At 43.4% G+C, this 16,415-nt stretch carries 16 protein-coding genes; 4 read left to right on the top strand and 12 right to left on the bottom strand.

Annotated features, from left to right (window positions below; all coding sequences use genetic code 11):
- Positions 1-10: 10 nt before the first annotated feature.
- From ACL6C3_RS01085 to ACL6C3_RS01095, 3 genes are all read right to left on the bottom strand, one after another.
- Entirely contained in the window at positions 11-1,765 is a 1,755-nt protein-coding gene (locus ACL6C3_RS01085) for a vanadium-dependent haloperoxidase (protein WP_413164508.1), read from the bottom strand.
- Positions 1,766-1,838: 73 nt separating this feature from the next.
- On the bottom strand, positions 1,839-2,129 hold the full coding sequence (locus ACL6C3_RS01090; protein WP_413168461.1) for a secondary thiamine-phosphate synthase enzyme YjbQ: 291 nt from the start codon (positions 2,127-2,129) through the stop codon (positions 1,839-1,841).
- A 277-nt stretch (positions 2,130-2,406) separates the two neighbouring features.
- Positions 2,407-2,823 (bottom strand): AbrB family transcriptional regulator, encoded by a 417-nt coding sequence (locus ACL6C3_RS01095; protein ID WP_413164510.1) that lies wholly within the window; start codon positions 2,821-2,823, stop codon positions 2,407-2,409.
- A 397-nt stretch (positions 2,824-3,220) separates the two neighbouring features.
- Here ACL6C3_RS01095 and ACL6C3_RS01100 point away from each other — a divergent pair, with 397 nt between their 5' ends.
- Complete coding sequence (locus ACL6C3_RS01100) at positions 3,221-3,637, top strand: hypothetical protein (protein ID WP_413164512.1); 417 nt, start codon at positions 3,221-3,223, stop codon at positions 3,635-3,637.
- A gap of 40 nt (positions 3,638-3,677) precedes the next feature.
- Here the strand turns inward: ACL6C3_RS01100 and ACL6C3_RS01105 are convergent, their stop codons facing one another.
- The 3 genes from ACL6C3_RS01105 to ACL6C3_RS01115 all read right to left on the bottom strand — a co-directional run bounded on the left by ACL6C3_RS01105 (position 3,678) and on the right by ACL6C3_RS01115 (position 7,268).
- Complete coding sequence (locus tag ACL6C3_RS01105; protein WP_413164513.1) at positions 3,678-4,601, bottom strand: M28 family peptidase; 924 nt, start codon at positions 4,599-4,601, stop codon at positions 3,678-3,680.
- Between the two features lie 111 nt (positions 4,602-4,712).
- Positions 4,713-6,149: a protein adenylyltransferase SelO gene (locus tag ACL6C3_RS01110; protein ID WP_413164514.1), complete on the bottom strand. Its 1,437-nt coding sequence runs from the start codon at positions 6,147-6,149 to the stop codon at positions 4,713-4,715.
- A 105-nt stretch (positions 6,150-6,254) separates the two neighbouring features.
- Positions 6,255-7,268, bottom strand: coding sequence for a hypothetical protein (locus tag ACL6C3_RS01115; protein WP_413164516.1), 1,014 nt, complete (start codon positions 7,266-7,268; stop codon positions 6,255-6,257).
- Between the two features lie 114 nt (positions 7,269-7,382).
- Between ACL6C3_RS01115 and ACL6C3_RS01120 the strand changes: the two genes are divergently transcribed.
- Both ACL6C3_RS01120 and speD read left to right on the top strand, forming a co-directional pair.
- Complete coding sequence (locus tag ACL6C3_RS01120) at positions 7,383-8,300, top strand: metallophosphoesterase (RefSeq protein WP_413164518.1); 918 nt, start codon at positions 7,383-7,385, stop codon at positions 8,298-8,300.
- 287 nt (positions 8,301-8,587) lie between these two features.
- Positions 8,588-9,022 carry an adenosylmethionine decarboxylase gene (gene speD, locus ACL6C3_RS01125; protein WP_413164519.1) on the top strand — a complete coding sequence of 145 codons (435 nt, stop codon included), beginning with the start codon at positions 8,588-8,590 and terminating at the stop codon, positions 9,020-9,022.
- Between the two features lie 117 nt (positions 9,023-9,139).
- On the opposite strand, the gene ACL6C3_RS01130 is transcribed toward speD, so the two are convergent.
- The 5 genes from ACL6C3_RS01130 to ACL6C3_RS01150 all read right to left on the bottom strand — a co-directional run bounded on the left by ACL6C3_RS01130 (position 9,140) and on the right by ACL6C3_RS01150 (position 14,905).
- Complete coding sequence (locus ACL6C3_RS01130) at positions 9,140-11,617, bottom strand: exonuclease domain-containing protein (RefSeq protein ID WP_413164520.1); 2,478 nt, start codon at positions 11,615-11,617, stop codon at positions 9,140-9,142.
- A 328-nt stretch (positions 11,618-11,945) separates the two neighbouring features.
- The gene (locus tag ACL6C3_RS01135; RefSeq protein WP_413164522.1) at positions 11,946-12,278 is read right to left on the bottom strand and encodes a low temperature-induced protein; all 333 of its coding nucleotides are present in this window, start codon (positions 12,276-12,278) and stop codon (positions 11,946-11,948) included.
- Positions 12,279-12,427: 149 nt separating this feature from the next.
- Positions 12,428-13,873, bottom strand: a complete 1,446-nt coding sequence (locus tag ACL6C3_RS01140) for a hypothetical protein (RefSeq protein WP_413164523.1) — start codon at positions 13,871-13,873, stop codon at positions 12,428-12,430.
- Positions 13,874-14,311: a nucleoside deaminase gene (locus tag ACL6C3_RS01145; protein ID WP_413164524.1), complete on the bottom strand. Its 438-nt coding sequence runs from the start codon at positions 14,309-14,311 to the stop codon at positions 13,874-13,876.
- 129 nt (positions 14,312-14,440) lie between these two features.
- Positions 14,441-14,905 carry a DUF2267 domain-containing protein gene (locus ACL6C3_RS01150; protein WP_413164526.1) on the bottom strand — a complete coding sequence of 155 codons (465 nt, stop codon included), beginning with the start codon at positions 14,903-14,905 and terminating at the stop codon, positions 14,441-14,443.
- 203 nt (positions 14,906-15,108) lie between these two features.
- Between ACL6C3_RS01150 and ACL6C3_RS01155 the strand changes: the two genes are divergently transcribed.
- The gene (locus ACL6C3_RS01155; RefSeq protein ID WP_413164528.1) at positions 15,109-15,363 is read left to right on the top strand and encodes a hypothetical protein; all 255 of its coding nucleotides are present in this window, start codon (positions 15,109-15,111) and stop codon (positions 15,361-15,363) included.
- A 92-nt stretch (positions 15,364-15,455) separates the two neighbouring features.
- Here the strand turns inward: ACL6C3_RS01155 and ACL6C3_RS01160 are convergent, their stop codons facing one another.
- Positions 15,456-16,364, bottom strand: coding sequence for a mechanosensitive ion channel family protein (locus ACL6C3_RS01160; protein ID WP_413164529.1), 909 nt, complete (start codon positions 16,362-16,364; stop codon positions 15,456-15,458).
- Between the last annotated feature and the right edge of the window lie 51 nt (positions 16,365-16,415).

Consider the following 16,415-nt stretch of genomic DNA (forward strand, 5'->3'; position numbering starts at 1 on the left):
TTATCCATTATTAATTATCAATTATTGAATCATTTCCCCCATTAATAAACCCTTGGGCTTTATTCCACACGGTTTCCCCAACTTTTCGCCCTAATATTCGGCCGTTTAAGTCGGCATCGCGAAAATGAATTCCGCCATATAACCGAGAAATACCCGCTTCGTCGGCGGCGTCCGAAAAAGTCGGCCAAAACAGGGTTATTTCTTGAGTTGGGGTGATACCGGGTTCAAAGTGGGAACTGCCGGCGGGGGCGGTGTAGGAAGCCCCAAAGCGATCGCTGTCGGTAAACCGTTTTAAGACTTCGGCGGCGGCGGCGCTGTAGCTGCTGTGTCCCGAGACATATTCGGGAAAGGGGGGAGTCGGATCGTTAAGGCGCTGGTAGGGGTGCCACTGGCTGCCGTCGAGGGTTTGTGTGCCTTGGCCGGGGCCTCCCCAAGCTTGAATTTGTCGGCCGTTAAACAGGCTGCGAATGGCCGATACGGGCCGAATATAATCATAATACCGTTTGGATTCCCAGGCGGCAATTCCCGCATCAAAAACGGCGTTGGCGAGGGTAAAAAACAGTTTCACATCTTCATCGAGGCTGTGGTTATCCCGTTGGGAAACGTACTGACCAAAACTCATCCATTTACCGGGCGGAAAAGAGGTTCCCGGGCCGTCTTCCCAATATTCGGCGATCATTTTTTGTTTGTCGGTGAGGTTGGCGCTGTAGTCGATAATTTCTTGGACTCGCTGAAGGTATAGCGGCGTGGAAAACTCGGGCGGGGCGGGGGGTCGAAATTGGGAAGCTGCGGTTAAAGCAAAGGGGGTAACGCTCCCCCAGTGAGGCGTGAGAAAGGTTTGTGGGCGACCGTTGGGGTTGTGGAGGGGGACTCTTAGGGGTTGCCAGCGGTTGGGGTTTTGCAGGGTATCTGGGGCGTTAACGGGTTGATAGTTTGTTGGGTCTGCGTAGTTGTTGAGTTGGTTTGATCCGTCGCTGTGGCGAAATTGTAGCAAGGTTTTTGCGGCTTCTCGTCCGATACCGCTTGGGGTTTGGGGGCTGGCGATCGCGATTTTGGGATCGTAACCCAATTGTTGCATTAAGTTATCGAAGATTTGGGTTTGGGTGGGGAATAGGTCGATCAGGGTGTCATAGGCGGCGTAACTGATCGCCTCGCTTTTGTTGGCCAGGGTATTTTCCTCGGGGGGACGCTGCAAACGGTCTCCGAGTTGGGTACCGATGGCGACGGGATCGTAACTGGCCCAGGCGTCAAACATGGCGGTATGGACCATTGCATAGGCGCGTGAGGCGATCGTTGGGCCGGGCTTCGTGTTGCGGACGGCGCTGCGGGCGGCTTCATCCCAGAGGATAACGGTTTGAGTTGTTAGAGAATGGTCTGATTTTTTTGGGTTAATTCCGGGTTGGGCTGTCCTAACAATTTTTTTAGGATTGAGAGGATTAATAGAATGTATCTTCGGGCAATTGTGGGGGGTAAAACTTTCGTTGTATTGTGCTATTGTTGGGTTTGCTGTAATTTGACCTCCGGGGAGGTTGAGATCAAGTCTTGAGCGATCTTTAGCGGATTCTAGGGCTTCGCTGAAGTGGGGAGATTGACTGAAATCTGTTCGTTGACTCCCGCACAAACCGGGCTGACCGTTGGCAAACTGACCGGGCTGTTGGTTCCTCTCCAGTTTGTAGTCAAACGAACCCTTTTCTACTGCAATGATCGCTTGTGAGTAGGGGAAAGGCAAGAAACTCTGAGCGAACAGGTGGCTGAGTTCCAACATAGAATTTAACCATGAGTCTGATCTCTAGACTTCATAGTTTGCCTATTATTAAACATTTGTCAAGTCTCCGGGTTTATTCTCCCATGATTTGAATCGATACGCTGCGTGTTCGCGGCCCGTCTAACTCTAAAAATAACACCGATTGCCAAGTTCCTAAACCAAGTTTTCCTTCTACCACTGGAATCACTTCGCTGGTACTCATCATCATTGCCATTAAATGGGAGTGAGCGTTGATCGGTTCATCGGGGGGAACGTCTCTTAAGTGGAGATCGTTGTGCAGGTATTTGGCGTCAGGAGGGGCTAGGGTTTTCAGGTGGACTTTTAGATCCTCTAATAACCGTTCTTCATCCTCATTAATCGCCAGGGCGGTGGTGGTGTGTCGCTAGAAAATCAGGACTTGACCGTTGCCGATCTTGCTCGACTCTAAACGGCTAATAATCTCCGGTGTAATATTGTAAATCCCTATCCCCGGCTGGGTTTCGACGGAGATCAGCTGATGAATGATCGCCATGCAACGCTTGTCAAAATTAATCTCGATTGATAGATAAATGAACTGAGTAGCCCATACCCCGGAACTTCTGAGGCAGTTGGGCTACAGATTTAACTGTTCTCTTCAGTCAGAGCGAAATAAATCCGTGAAATTATTCTTCTTCGTCTTCGCTTAACTCTTTACCTGATTTGGCATCAACCTGAATTAGATGTATGTGCTTATGACCCAAGCGAATTTCAAATTGATCGCCCGGTTTTAAGCCCATTGCTTGGGTATAGTTTGCCCCAATAACCAGAGAACCATTCTTATGTACACAAGCCCGATAACTGGCTTCTCTACCCCGTCCATCTGTACGACCCGGATCTAACGAAATTCCCTTCGCTGCTAACAGCGCGTCGTAAAATTCCGTCATGTTTGCACGCATTTGCTCGTCTTTTGTGGTGGTGTAATATCCACAAAGTTTCGCTGTCTCTCGCCGGGGCATATTACCAAGCGACTTCACTTTCTGAAGTAATGCTTTTCCTGTCAGTGGAGTTGTTGAAGGTTTCTCTGTTGCTGATTTTGCCATTAGTCTACTCCGAATCTTAGTTGATCAATCCTAACACGTTACTTCGTTATATTTAACATGATATAACTAGAAAGGCATTTTTGTGTCAGATCTTTTCATAATTTCTGATATCTTTGCCTCCCAACTCTCCCGAAAATCTCTAAAAACTGCGATCGCTGTTCCTACTGTTAAAAGTGTACGCTCATTGGGAACCCGAAATCGCCATATCCTTATTTTGTGACATCGCTATCACCCCTAAAGATTCGCTTTGGGATGATCGAACTTTTCGGGGATGCTGTTACATCCGTCATTAAAATTCCGAACAGGAGTTGACTTAAAAATCAAAAAAGTTTAAACTCAATAGACAATCACGGGTCAGCAGTGGAATTCATCATAATAGTGCTTCGGGAGAACTTCCATGAAACTAACGAAAATTGATTTAAGTAAGATTGTGGCGATCGCTCATAATAACGGTCAATTGGGACTGCTGATCGATCGCGGCATAGAAATCGAGTATATCGAAATTCCGGCGCCAGAAGTCGCTTATGATGGACTGCAACAAGTCTCTAATTTTGCTAACAATAGAGCAATTTTAGGAGGGAATCAAGATCCCATTTTATTAGACGGTTCTCTACCCTTAGATAGATGCGAGGAAAGTCGTTTTTTACCCGATCCAGAAGAAGAGGAAGAAGATGAACCCTTGATTGAATTAGAATGTGATGAAGAAGACGGCGAAGAATATTATTATCCCATCGATGTCGAAGCCGAAGAAGACTCACAAGCAGCCATCCCTTGCGATCAATTGCTCAACGTGCAGGTGCCGGGTTATTCTTGATAAACGCCATTTTCTTTCAGCCGAAAAGCGATCGCGACGGTTAACTGACTAATTCTTCAATCACCCGTTCTAACCCCGCCACCACTCTCGCCAAGCGGTCATAATTAACCTGTTCGGGCGTATCATTCCAAGCGTGATAATAAGGATAGCGAAACATCGCCGTATCTGTTACCATCACCGCCGGATATCCTTGCTCCCAAAAAGACCAATGATCGGAATAACTCACCCCCGTAATCATACCCGGAACCGCTGCGGCTTCGCTCGGAAATTGGGTGTGACGGCGAAACGATCCGACCACTTGACGAACCAGAGAAGTGGATTTTAAATGGGTAACAAAGGCGATATAATTCCCCGTCGAGGGATAAAAATTGCCCAAGGGGAAGGGAAAACGCTGGCTACCGAGTTCATCGGAATAATACCCCATCGTCTCCAAAGACAGCATCCCGACAATATTATCCTGACGCTGTTTACAATAACGGGCGTAGACCAAACTGCCCATTCCGTCTGTCATCGCAAAAGGCGGTTCTTCGTTGACAAATTCAACAAATCTCAAAGTCCGTTTCGGTGTTTTGTTGGCAAATAATCGGGCTAATTCCAAAACCGCCGCCGCTCCCGAACCGTTATCATTGGCGCCCGGACATCCGGCAACCGAATCATAATGACCCCCGATGACAATTATCTCATCCGGGCGAACATTTCCTTTAATTTCAACCGCCAAATTTTCAAAGGTTTGATCGTTAACTTGATAGGCTTGACGTTCAACTTGATAGCCGCAAGCGAGAAACTCCGTTTCTAAAAAATCGGCTGAGGCTCTGAGATTAATATAATTGAGATAGTTTCGTTCGCCGATCTCTTGTGCCAAAATTTTGATATCGCGTTCGAGAGCCATTTGTAGCTGTATTTCTGGGGGCGTTAAGGGAGGCAAAGGCCCCCGATAACTTTCACCGGGCATAGAGGGAATCATAGGGTTTACTGAAGTTTTGCGGCTAAACAGAAGCCGGGGAGAACTTTTCAAAAAATCATGTCGATCATATCATTAAAGTTCCGATTTTTTGCGGTCGGCTATCGGCCGGTTTTAATTGCTCCCGCTCCCTTCTTTAATTTGTTTCAACAGGGTATAAAAAGGCTGCCAATTGTCTTCAACACCTATCGGTTCCCAAACTTTTTCAATTTCCGGCCTCAGGGGGACGACGCTCGGATTATACTGGTGTAATCGAGTTTTCATTTCCTGCATTTGGCTCGGGGAGAGCGTTTGTAGATAATGGTGATAAAGCTGTTGCCAACTTTCTAAGTATAATTTTCGCCATCCTTCAAATTCGGGTAATCCTTCGGCTTGACAAATTAGAGTAGAATCATCTTGCCACTGTTGGCAAAACCCCTCAGTTAACAGAGTAAAAAAGTCGTGATAGCCCAAGTCCTTATTTTGAAGCAAATTTAAAGTAAGTTTTAATAACTCCTCCGCTTCCGGTATCGGTAACTGTTCAAAACCCAATTTATTCATCATCAATTGTCGGTAGCTTTCCCGAAACTGACTATCAAATAAATCCAGCCCCGTCTCCAAATCTTTGGCATCAATCGCCATCGATAACGGTTGCTGCAACCGCTCCAAATTTCCCTTACAAACCCAGGGCTGATTCCCATAACAATACAATCCCCCATAATCAAAATAAGCCGCAGTAAACCGGGGGTTATAAGTCGGTATAAACGAATAGGGGCCGTAATCAAAACTCTCCCCGGTAATCGACATATTATCCGTATTTAACACCCCGTGACAAAATCCGGCGGCCATCCATTGGGCGGCTAACGTGGCGACTCGCTGCACCAATTCGGCATAAAATAAAGCGTAGCGATCGCGATCGGTTTGAAAGTGAGGATAATAGTATTCAATCACATGATCCAAGAGTTTTTCAACTAAATCTCGGCGCCCAAAATAATGTAAACGTTCAAAAGTTCCAAAGCGAATATGAGAGCGACTAAAACGGACCATCACCGATGAACGGGTCGGAGAAGGTTCATCGCTGCGGTAGAGTTTTTCGCCCGTTTCGATTAAACTGAGGGTGCGAGAGGTTTTTACTCCCATCCGGTGCAACGTTTCGGCGGCGATGACTTCCCGGATGCCGCCCTTAAGCGTCAGTCGGCCATCGGCGTTGCGAGAGTAAGGCGTTTGACCCGTTCCTTTGGTCCCGAAGTCGTACAGTTCCCCATCGACTCCCCGCACCTGTCCGTAGAGAAAACCCCGACCGTCGCCGAGTTGCGGGTTGTAGACTCCAAATTGATAGCCGTGATAGCACATCGCCAAAGCCGGACGCACGCTTTCAAATTTGCCGAAGGCTTCGATAAAATGATCGTCGGTGACGCGGGCGGGGTCAAGGCCTAACTGGGCGAGTATTTCATCATTGCGGAAACGGAGAATATGCAGGGGAAATTCTGCTGCGGTTACTGGGTCGTAATAATCACCGCCTAAGGCTTCAAATGCGGGTTCGTATTCCAGGAATAGGAAGGGATTCGCCATGAGAAAATCAGACTGCCTGTTTCAATTGTTATATTCTATAAGTGAAAGTTTGTGCTGTTATCTGGACTACCAAAGAATTTAAGGTTTTGTTCGGCGGTTTCCGGTTTAAGTCGCCGATTTCGTCCGATTTAAAATGATAATGTTTGAGCCAATTACCGCACTGCGAGCCAGGGTTTTTCCGTTCGTCTCTCGGAGTTCGATTTTAGTAAAATCAAAGTTTTGGGCTTGATTAAACAGGATTTCGGCTATTTTGTTTTGTTGTTTTTCTTCGAGTTCGTACCAATTTTGACTCAGTTCAACTCGGAGCAAACCGGCCGAAAAATTCCCCCGCACCGAGACAATAATTTCCGGGCTGATTTTGGCTGTTGCTTCGCTCATTTTAGCCCGGATTTTACTCATTAAATACTGTTCCGGTGTTAATTCTAAACTCGAAGGTGAGGTTAAGTTTATCGGTTCGGGCGGGGCAGTTGCTATAATAAAAATGGGGATTTGATTCTGATTTTCCGGCGGGTTTTCTGCTTCGGGGAGGGGTTCGATTTGATCTTCTTGATCTTCTGAACGGGCGGGGGTTTCTGTTAAAATTGGCACTTCGTTTTCTGGGAGAATGGGTTCGTTGGGTTCGACTTGCGCTTCTAAAGGGGGGGCTTCGACAGGGATTTTTTCTAAAGGTTTTTCTACGGGTATTTCGGCGGGGATTTCTTCTAAAGGTTTCTCTACGATTTCGGTTGGGGTGGGGTTTGATGGGTTGGTTTCCGCGATTTCTGTGGTTGGTTCTTCTTGGGGAAATTCTTGGATAATTTGAGCAAAGATAACAATTAAAATAGCACCGATGGCGATCGCCAAAATCGGATCGGGTAAGATGCGATTCACCGCATCGGGAAGAATTCGCCGGATTGGTGATAAAATTCTAGACAGATGATAGCCTAGAGATCGCTTTCTCCGTTCTCGGCTGCGGGAATTTTCGGCGAAAGAAGGATTTTCTAATTGGTTAACAATCCCTTCGAGTTGGTCAATTAAGCCCCGCAAAACCCGAATGGTCAGATCAATCAAAATGTTGCGTTTGGGGGGGCGGGTCGGCCTTTTTTTTGGCTTGGGAGAAGCGAAACGATCTTCAGACATTTTTTATTCCCGGTTAACCGATAAGCGGTATCAAATGCGTTAAACTAAAATGTGGGATTTGTCATCCTAATGTATCATTTTGTTGTCCGTTTTGAAAAGCTCTGTTGTTTTTAAATGAAACGTCGCTATTTTCTTCTCTCAAGTTTTGTTTTTGGAAGTGTACTAGGTTGGAGTTGGCAGTCGGGGAATTCCACAGATTTAATCGAACCAACTCAGACAACCGTTAATCCCAATAAAATTGTATCAATTCCCACCACAGAACCGCTATTAAGGTTTGTTGCTGTCGCCGATACCGGCACCGGTGAAGCCGAACAATATGCGGTGGCTGAAGCGATGACTCGCTATCACGAAAAACATCCTTTTGATTTGGTAATTTTAGGCGGAGATAATATTTATCCCAACGGCGAAATTGAGCGAATAGAAGCGGTTTTTGAGAAGCCTTATCAAAGTTTACTGGAGCGGGGCGTTAACTTTCAAGCCTGTTTGGGAAATCACGACGTTCGCACCCAAAACGGAGATTTACAAGTTCGTTATCCCGGTTTTAATATGAACGGACGTTACTATAGTTTTCGTCGAGATGCTGTAGAATTTTTTGCCTTAGATACCAACAAAAATGCAGAGTGGTCAAATCAAATGGCTTGGTTAGAGGAACAATTGCGGCGCAGCGATGCGGCTTGGAAAGTGGTTTTTGGTCATCATCAAGTTTATTCCTCGGGAATTTATGGGGTGAGTGAAAAATTGATTGAAACTTTAACCCCGTTATTTAAAAAGTACGGCGTTCAACTGTATATTAACGGTCACGAACACAACTATGAACGGACGGGTTCAATTGAAGGAACCACCTATTTAGTTTGCGGTGCCGGCGCGAAAAGTCGAGCCGTTAAACGTTCGGCTTGGACAGAACATTCAACCCGAGAATTTAGTTTTGCGGCGTTTGAAGTTTACCCCGATCAAATCATAGTCCGGGGGATTAATACCCAAAATCAAATCTTCGATGAGGGTGCGATTGTCCAATCTTCGCTGTCCATCTAACTTGGACATTTTCGCCCCGTTAACCCCCGCCCCGAACCCACCACTTTAACTCACTTTCCCAGTCTGTTAAGCTGAATTGGAATTTTGGCCCCAAAACTTTATCAAAAATTATGTCGAAAGAGTGAACATTTTTCCAAAAAAACCCTAAACTAGATAGAGAAGCAAATTTCAACCCGGTATCGCCGCTGTTCATCCTCAAAACTCACCCTTTTGTCGGAGGTCAGAGGTCACAGGCGTTGGATATGCTGAAAATCATCTAAAATCTAGGGGAGGTGGAACCCGAATAAATGAAAAAATTAGGTACTCATTTGATTCTCGATGCGTGGCAATGTCCTGCCGATCTTCTCAACGATCCCGAACGAATTCGGAACTCAATTCTAGAAGCAATTACAGCAGGAAATGCTACTTTGATCGACTTGTGCGTACACCAGTTTAGTCCTCACGGGGTCACGGCAACCGCCACATTAGCCGAGTCACACATCGCCATTCACACTTGGCCCGAACACGGTTATTTTGCCGCAGATTTCTTCTTCTGTGGTCAAGGAGAACCTCGAAAGGCGGTGGAAGTATTAAAGACAGCTTTGCAAGCCCAAAAAGCTGTGTTGAAAGAATTTAAACGGGGGTTTGAACCCGAGACAGAGGCAGCGATAGACAGCGATCATCTCAACCCGAGTGTGATTTCTGAACCGTTAGTTTCCGAAAAAGAAATCTGTCCGGTTTAATCGAGTTCAATCTCAAAATCTTACGACTTCCTCTTTCAATCTAGGAAGTTAAATAGAGAGGGGTAAGATATAGTTCGTAACTCTTCCCCTCAACAGTTTTATCTAAAATTTGCCCGTTCAAGCTTGGGAAAAGTGAGGCTGAAACTGATTGTGATTTAAAGTCAACAGCGTCAGATTTTTAAATAACCAATAATCGCGATAATCAAATAAAACAATATCCAACGCTTCCACAAGATTCACCTCTAAATCTTTATTTTGGATATCCACAATCATCTGATAAATTAATTCAAAGATAATTCGTTGTTCCTTATCGAGAAACACAAAATTTCCGTTATCTGCATTGCGGAATTTTTCCAGAAATTCGGCGCTTTTCTTCGCCGTAACCAACCCTTCGCGGGCTTCCCGACAGAGGTTAAATTGAATTTCGGGATGATTAATGACCAACTCATTCCAGTTGCGAATTCGGTGATAAAATCGAGATCCGCCCTGATGTAAAAACCCCACCGCAAATTTATGAGTGGCGGTTTGAATGACCAAATGTTCGGGAAGAACCCGTCGCCCCAACCGTAAAACATCGAAATCAAGCGGAGAAATAACAGAAACCAAAGATTCGAGAATCGTCGTTAATTTTCCGAGATCGTCGCTTTCGGTAATAATTTGGGGTTTGCTGTAATTTTCTTCTAAACTCAGACGTTGCTGACTTAAATAGTCTTGAACCTGCAATTTAATCGGAGAATTTGGGGGAATATGAGGGGTAATAACCGCAGGAGGGGCGGATAATATTCCCTTTCCATTTTCCGTCATATTTAACGTTTGGGTAATTTGGAGAATCACCTGTTTCATTTGGGCGACATCTGCGGTTAATTGTTGAATTTGTTGTTCAACTTCCGGTTCGAGGGTAGACGTATTGGAGACAGAAGTTAAACGTTTGGGGAGTGAAATTCCTTCGATTTTATAACGGTAATAATCGGCTGCGGTGTTCAGTGTAGCCCGAATTGAAGCCTGTTCTAAAATGCTTTGAATTTCGTCCCGTTCAAACAGTTCGGAAATAGAAATATCTGCCGTTTGTAGCTTTAAATTTAGCAGTTGGATCAGGTGTTGATTGGCGGGTTTGGATAGGAAAATTTGAGATTGAGAAACCCGATCTACAATTGAACCATCAAAGACTTGTTGGAACTGTTGCCAGCGGTCGGGAAACAGATTTAAAATAATTAAACTGTTGGGAACGTGGGTGAAGATTTCTTTAATGGCTTCTCCAAAACTTTGTAAAAGCGCTTCGTTGTGTTTTAAACCGAGTCCTTCTAGCTGATCAAAAATAATAATTAACGGTTCATCCAGCAAAGACAATTTACTAAAGACTTCTAACGCCGCCAATGAGATTTCTTCCCGACTCCAATCTTCTCCCCAACTTTCCAGTCCAACTTTATCGAGTTCTTCCGATGACAGGTCATTTAAAGCCAACCATTGGGTAATAATTTGACGTCGGTTAAAGTCAGTATAGCCGCAAAAACGAATGATTCCTTTGAGAATTTGTGGGGCGTATCCCGCAGAAGAAAAGTGTCGCAACCACCAATCATAAGCCCGTTTTTCGATATGTTGCCAATATTCTCGTTTGGTTTTGGTTTCTTCTTGTCCTAACTCGGTGAATAGGTTGAGATTTCCGCCTTCGATGACTTGCAAGATTTTTTCGTCTTTTTGAATTTTTGCGGTGGAATAGTAATCTTCGCTTTTAATGATTTTAGCAAAACTATTCGCGAGCAGATGTTCGAGTTGAGTGCGATCGCTTCCGGGAACGTTTTGGATTAAAGACTCTAAAATCCGGCTGTATGTATGGAATAAAACCGCATCTTTGTTATTGGGTTGGCGAATAAATAACAGGCGATTGGTGTTGAGTAAATCTTTGGCAAGACGCATCATTAAATGGGTTTTTCCCGAACCCGGTTCGCCAATGACAACGGCACCTTTACTTTGATGATTGGGATCTTGTTTGATATCAATTATGATGGATTTTAATCGCTCAAATTCATCTTGAAAAATAGAGCGAAAATCCACATGATCTTGAAACGGAGTATCGACCCGACTCGAACCAAAGGGATTGGGTCTTTTATGGAGTCTATCCTTTAAAAATTCATTCACCATTCGTCTGTAGAGTTGATAGGTAAACAGGGCATCATATTTGGCACGGTGGGCGGAATCATTATTAAAAATTTTACCGTCTAATTTCAGGTTTAGATGTTTGCTTAATGCTTCTAAAGAATGGCTACCGAGTTCGGGTAAATGACGTTGAGCCAGTTCAAAACTACACTCAAAAACTAAATGGGGGGTTGGAATTCCGACGGCCCGAAAGCTGTTCCGCAAAACTTCAATATCATGTCTGGCATAGTGACAGATAATGGTTTTAGAATAGGCGAGGTTGAGAAAATCGGTAATAATAGTTTTTAAGGGTTTAGTTTTTGGGCTAATGGCGGGATTATTGGGGTGGTTATCCGCCCAAGCTTCATAAATTAATTGTCCTTGATGATCGACAATCGCAATTTCTCGCAAAATTGGCTGTCCTTCGGTATCTATTACAATAAAGTCGGGATGAAATTTCATAATAGTTTTAAGTAGAATTAGGAGTTATAGAGATTGATGCTGTGTATTCTTCACTCAATCCGGATTTTGACAGCAGCAGGGAAATCCTACACTTCAACCTTAGTTTTATTGTGACATAAGTGGTGACGCGGGCCGCAGGCTGTTTACACATTGCAATGAATAGTGAGGATTTGAGAGCCATAAAAATGAAGATAAAATCAACTTGGGCGGCGCGAAAAGACTCCGTTCAATTCAATTCTATTTTTACACACTAAATAGCACCGCCATCATAGCGGTGCAATTAACAATAGGAAGGACTATTTTATTCTACGTTTATAGAATCAGTCATTTATCGTCCGAAAGTTTTCTTCAAACCTTCGTCAATCTGTTGTTCTACAGAAGTTCCGCTAGAAGTTTGAGGTCGCTTCATGTCGTCGCGATTGGCTTCTCCCTGAACTAAGTTTAAACCCGCAGGCGCATCAGCTTTAGATTGATCTAAAGAACGGGGAGGTGTTCTCAGGACATCTTCTGATTTCTTCTGAATGTCTTTCAGCGCATCTTCCCCTTGATTATTGGTGCTATTAGCCGCAGCCATTGCAGGAATTCCGTGAGAAACCACCAACACGAGACACACACAAACTGCAACGAAAATCCGAGTTAAACGCATTAGAATATTTTTCATTATTGTATTCTCCTAAATCGGCATTACAAAACATTTATAGCAAAAATAACTGAGTTTATAACTCTATCAAAGGACAGAGATTTTCTAAAGAGAAATACGGGGGACTTTTCCCTAAGATATTCTGAAAAAAATTAATGCTTTCCCCCGGATTAAAGCCGACCATCCCCAGTCTCGGGGAGTTCTTGCTGTCGTTCTTCTTCCTCTTGACGCAGTTTTTCCGCTTCTGATAATGTCCGTTCCGGGTCATCTTTACGCGCTCGTTGGACATAGTTGAGCTTCAATTCCTCCAAAAGATCGAACAGCCATATTTGTAATTCGGACTGGGTGACTTCATCCTGAAGTTCTTGACGCAAAACGGATTTAAAATTGTCGCTGAGTTTGTTAAAGAGTTCTCGCCCTTCTGCGTCGGAATAAGAGCTAGACAAAACATCATAACTCGCATTGGCTAAATAGTCGGCGAGTTGGTCGATCACATTCACGGGAAGACCTTTTAATCCGGGGATTTGTTGCAATCCTTGATAGAAATCTGATTTCGTTAATGTGCCTTTTAAACTGTGGCGTAATAAGTCTTCGATATCCGGCTGAACTTTGGGTAAAACTTGATAAATAGAAAGTTGTAAAATTCGATCAATAATCGCGTCTATTTTATCAATTTCGCTGACTTGAATATAGGGATCTGGTTCTAAGATTGAACGCGCCATATCTCCCGTTTTTACCGAATCTTTGGCTTGATTAATTAACTGCACCATGATAAATGTTGACACGCGATCGGCCAAATAAGCTGCGGGTTCGTGAGTAATTTGGGCTAAGATTCGTTCTAAATTAAATAAACCCGATTTATGAACTCGCACCGATACGGGTATGACTCGCAACCACCGCCAAGTCGGAAGCAAAAACAGCCAATCATACCAGCGCCGCAGCATCGCATCGAACCAACTCACTCCCGGTTGTCGCCTGGAAATCATCAGGGTTCTACCGAGAAAATCAACCCCTAAAAATAGGATAAAATAAATATCCAGTTTCCAAAAATTATCGACATATTGACCATTTTCATCCACCGGTCTAAAGTAATTGACTTCTAAAAGAGGACGAATTCTTTCGTCAAAAAAAGCTAAAGCCTCTACAATTCCAACTTTCGCTAAATAGTCTTGACTCCAAAATTGGGTAAAGGCTTCTTGAGCGTAGGGCGTCTCAACATGATATTCCATCCGCCGCTTCAGTTTGGCAAACGTTCCAAATTTATTGGCAACATCATAGGGATTTTCTTCGATTATACTTTGACTTTGTTGACGCAAATTTGCTAAAATATAATCGGTTTGTTCGGACTTTAATCCCGATTGGCTGAGTTCCGACTTCAACACTTCAACCGTCTTAATATAATGGGTGGTATCGGGATGGGGTTCAATTTCTTTGACCGGATCGTACAGCTTGACGACAATCGGCAAATGTTTGATATATACATCTCTTAACGGAATATAGCTAACATTGAAAATCACTAAAACCAGATTAATAAGAGCAACAAAAGCAACCAGTTTACTCCACCATTGGGCGGGAAATTTCGATTGAAAATCTTGGGGTTGATTGAAAGAAGTCATTTACTTGAACAATGCCAGACAGTCTTCAGCGAGAATACCTTGAGTGATTTTAATATCTTGAAATCCTTTTTGAACAATCGCTTCGCAGGATAAATCAATTTGCGGTGAACCCAATTTAATCAGTTGTTGAGTGGAAGCCCCAAAGACAATTTTAGAGACACCCGCCCACACACAAGCCGACGCACACATCGGACAAGGTTCACAAGTGGTATACAGCGTATAACCGTTTAAAATATCTAGAGAATAGCATCCTTTTTTTAACGTAAATTCGCGCAAAACATTAATCTCAGCATGGGCGGTAACATCATTATCTCTTTGGGCTGTATTGTGTCCCCGCACAATAATTTCATCATCTTTTACTAACACCGCACCGTAAGGCATATCTCCTTTCTTGGCTTCTTCTAGGGCAATTCTCATGTAATCTTCATCTGTCATCATTTTAAAAATAGAATAGGTTAAAATTCAATTGAGTTGAGAACCCTAGAAGGGATAATGGGTGTTTAAATTTAGGGTGTTTAAATTTCAAAAATCCATCTAGGGTTGTTCGTCAAATTTTTCTAAGAATCTTTAAGCTTGTTGCCACAGTTCTTTAATTTTACCGGGCATAAATCCGGCGATTTCTTGGATTCGTTCTTGAGAAAGTTCATCTTTTGTTGCTGCAAAAACAGCCTCAATAATCGTTTCACCCGCCATCCCTTTGGGCGCTCCTCCTTCTTGTTTAATCCGAAAAATAAATGTGTTATCATCAAATTCCAAAGGGGGACGAACTCGACTCAGCCAAGCCACAATCGGATTTGTATCTTTCCACAGCGTTGAAATTTCTGATTTGAGTGTTTTATCCTCTGTCGGTTGAGCGTCTTCGTGAAGTTCAGATGCAACCCGATCCGCCGCTTCGGTCGTCATCAAGTCCCGCATCGTGCGAAACACAATTTCACTGAGATCTCTGGCTTCATACAAGTCATTGAGTCCAGCTTTGAGTTGAACTTTTTCTAGGAACGCTACGTTTGATTGAGAAATTTGAGGGGTTTGCATTTTAGTCTGATCTAAAGCCTAATTTAATCAGGTAGTACAACGCTATAGTTTATCACAGTTTTATACATCCTTCCCCAGATGAATTTTGAAAGGGCAAATTAACTCGATATCCGTTTTAATCTCTTTCTTACGATAGAGGATAATTTTGAGTGAAAATGAAATGATTGATAAGGAGATATTGTAGATTTTAAGGAGTAGCTTTCATGGCTCAGACTGAACCCCTAAAAGGAACGGAATTGATTGATTGTGCTAAAGCCTGTGCCAATTTAGGCTTAAAACAAGCGGCTGAAAACTGCGGTTATGGTGAAGATCTAGATGGCTTTAAAACGAATCTTCAACAAGCGGGCGATCGCATGGGTATTCATATTAATGATTTGAGCGACCTCGTGACTCCCCAACAGCAAGTTAAACAAGGGCGAGGTATAGAAATAGCACCGGATAGTAAAGATTCTCTCTAAAAAATTTGAGTTTATAAAAGATAGATTTATCAGATAATTTTGGGTGAGCTAGGAGAGAAAAGCTCACCCAATTTTATCAATGTTAACCTCTATTAAAGGCGCACTCCATCTTCGGAACGATTATCAGAATTAGCGCTCGGAATATAATCATTGTACTGATCCTGATTGTAAAAATAAAGCGTCCGAATCGGATAAGGAATATTGATATCCGCCCGATCAAAAGCTTCTTTAATCGCTACAATAGCCCGAGTTTGAACCCGTCGCACTATCTTTTGTTGGGGTCGAGTCCAATAGCGAACCAAAAAGTCAATCGAACTATCCCCAAAACTCACCAAATCAATTTCTATTTCCGGACTCTCCAGCACCCCTTCAACCTGAGAAATTGTTCGTTCTAACAGTTGAGAAGCCTGACGCAAAGGCGTATTATAATCAACACCAACCGCCAAATCAGTTCGTCGAGAAGCAAAAGCCGTCCTCACCTGAACCGCACTGGTAAACACATTGGCATTGGGAATTAAAATTCGTTCTCCTTGATAATTCCGAATTTGTGTTGTGCGAATATCAATTTGTTCTACCGTTCCTTCGTATTCTCCAATAATCACCTGATCGTTAATTTGAAACGGTTCTTGAACCAGCAATAAAATTCCCGCTAAAAAGTTTTTAAAGATATCTTGAAAGGCAAAACCAATCGCCACAGAAGTTAATCCCAACGTGGCAATAATATCACCCAGACTTAAGCCGGGAAACGTAATAATACAAGCAAAAAGAACCCCGCCAGTCCAAACGCCAATATGACTCACTTTGCTGACGAGTAACTGTAAAGATTGGCTGCGAATCGTTTTGCTACTGACTTGCTCAACAATTTTTTGTACAAATTGAGCCGCATAACGAGTTAAAAAAAGAATAACCAGAGCCATCAAAATTGCCGGAATCAGTTTGACTCCACTGGCAACTAACTCCTGTAGACTATCTTTTACGGTTTGAAACAATTGATCCATCATTAGAGAAAAATTGAGCTTTGATTTTGAGTGTTTTTAAGTTCACCAACTGAG

The organism is Capilliphycus salinus ALCB114379 (assembly GCF_047276495.1).
Classification (GTDB): Bacteria; Cyanobacteriota; Cyanobacteriia; order Cyanobacteriales; family Microcoleaceae; genus Capilliphycus; species Capilliphycus salinus.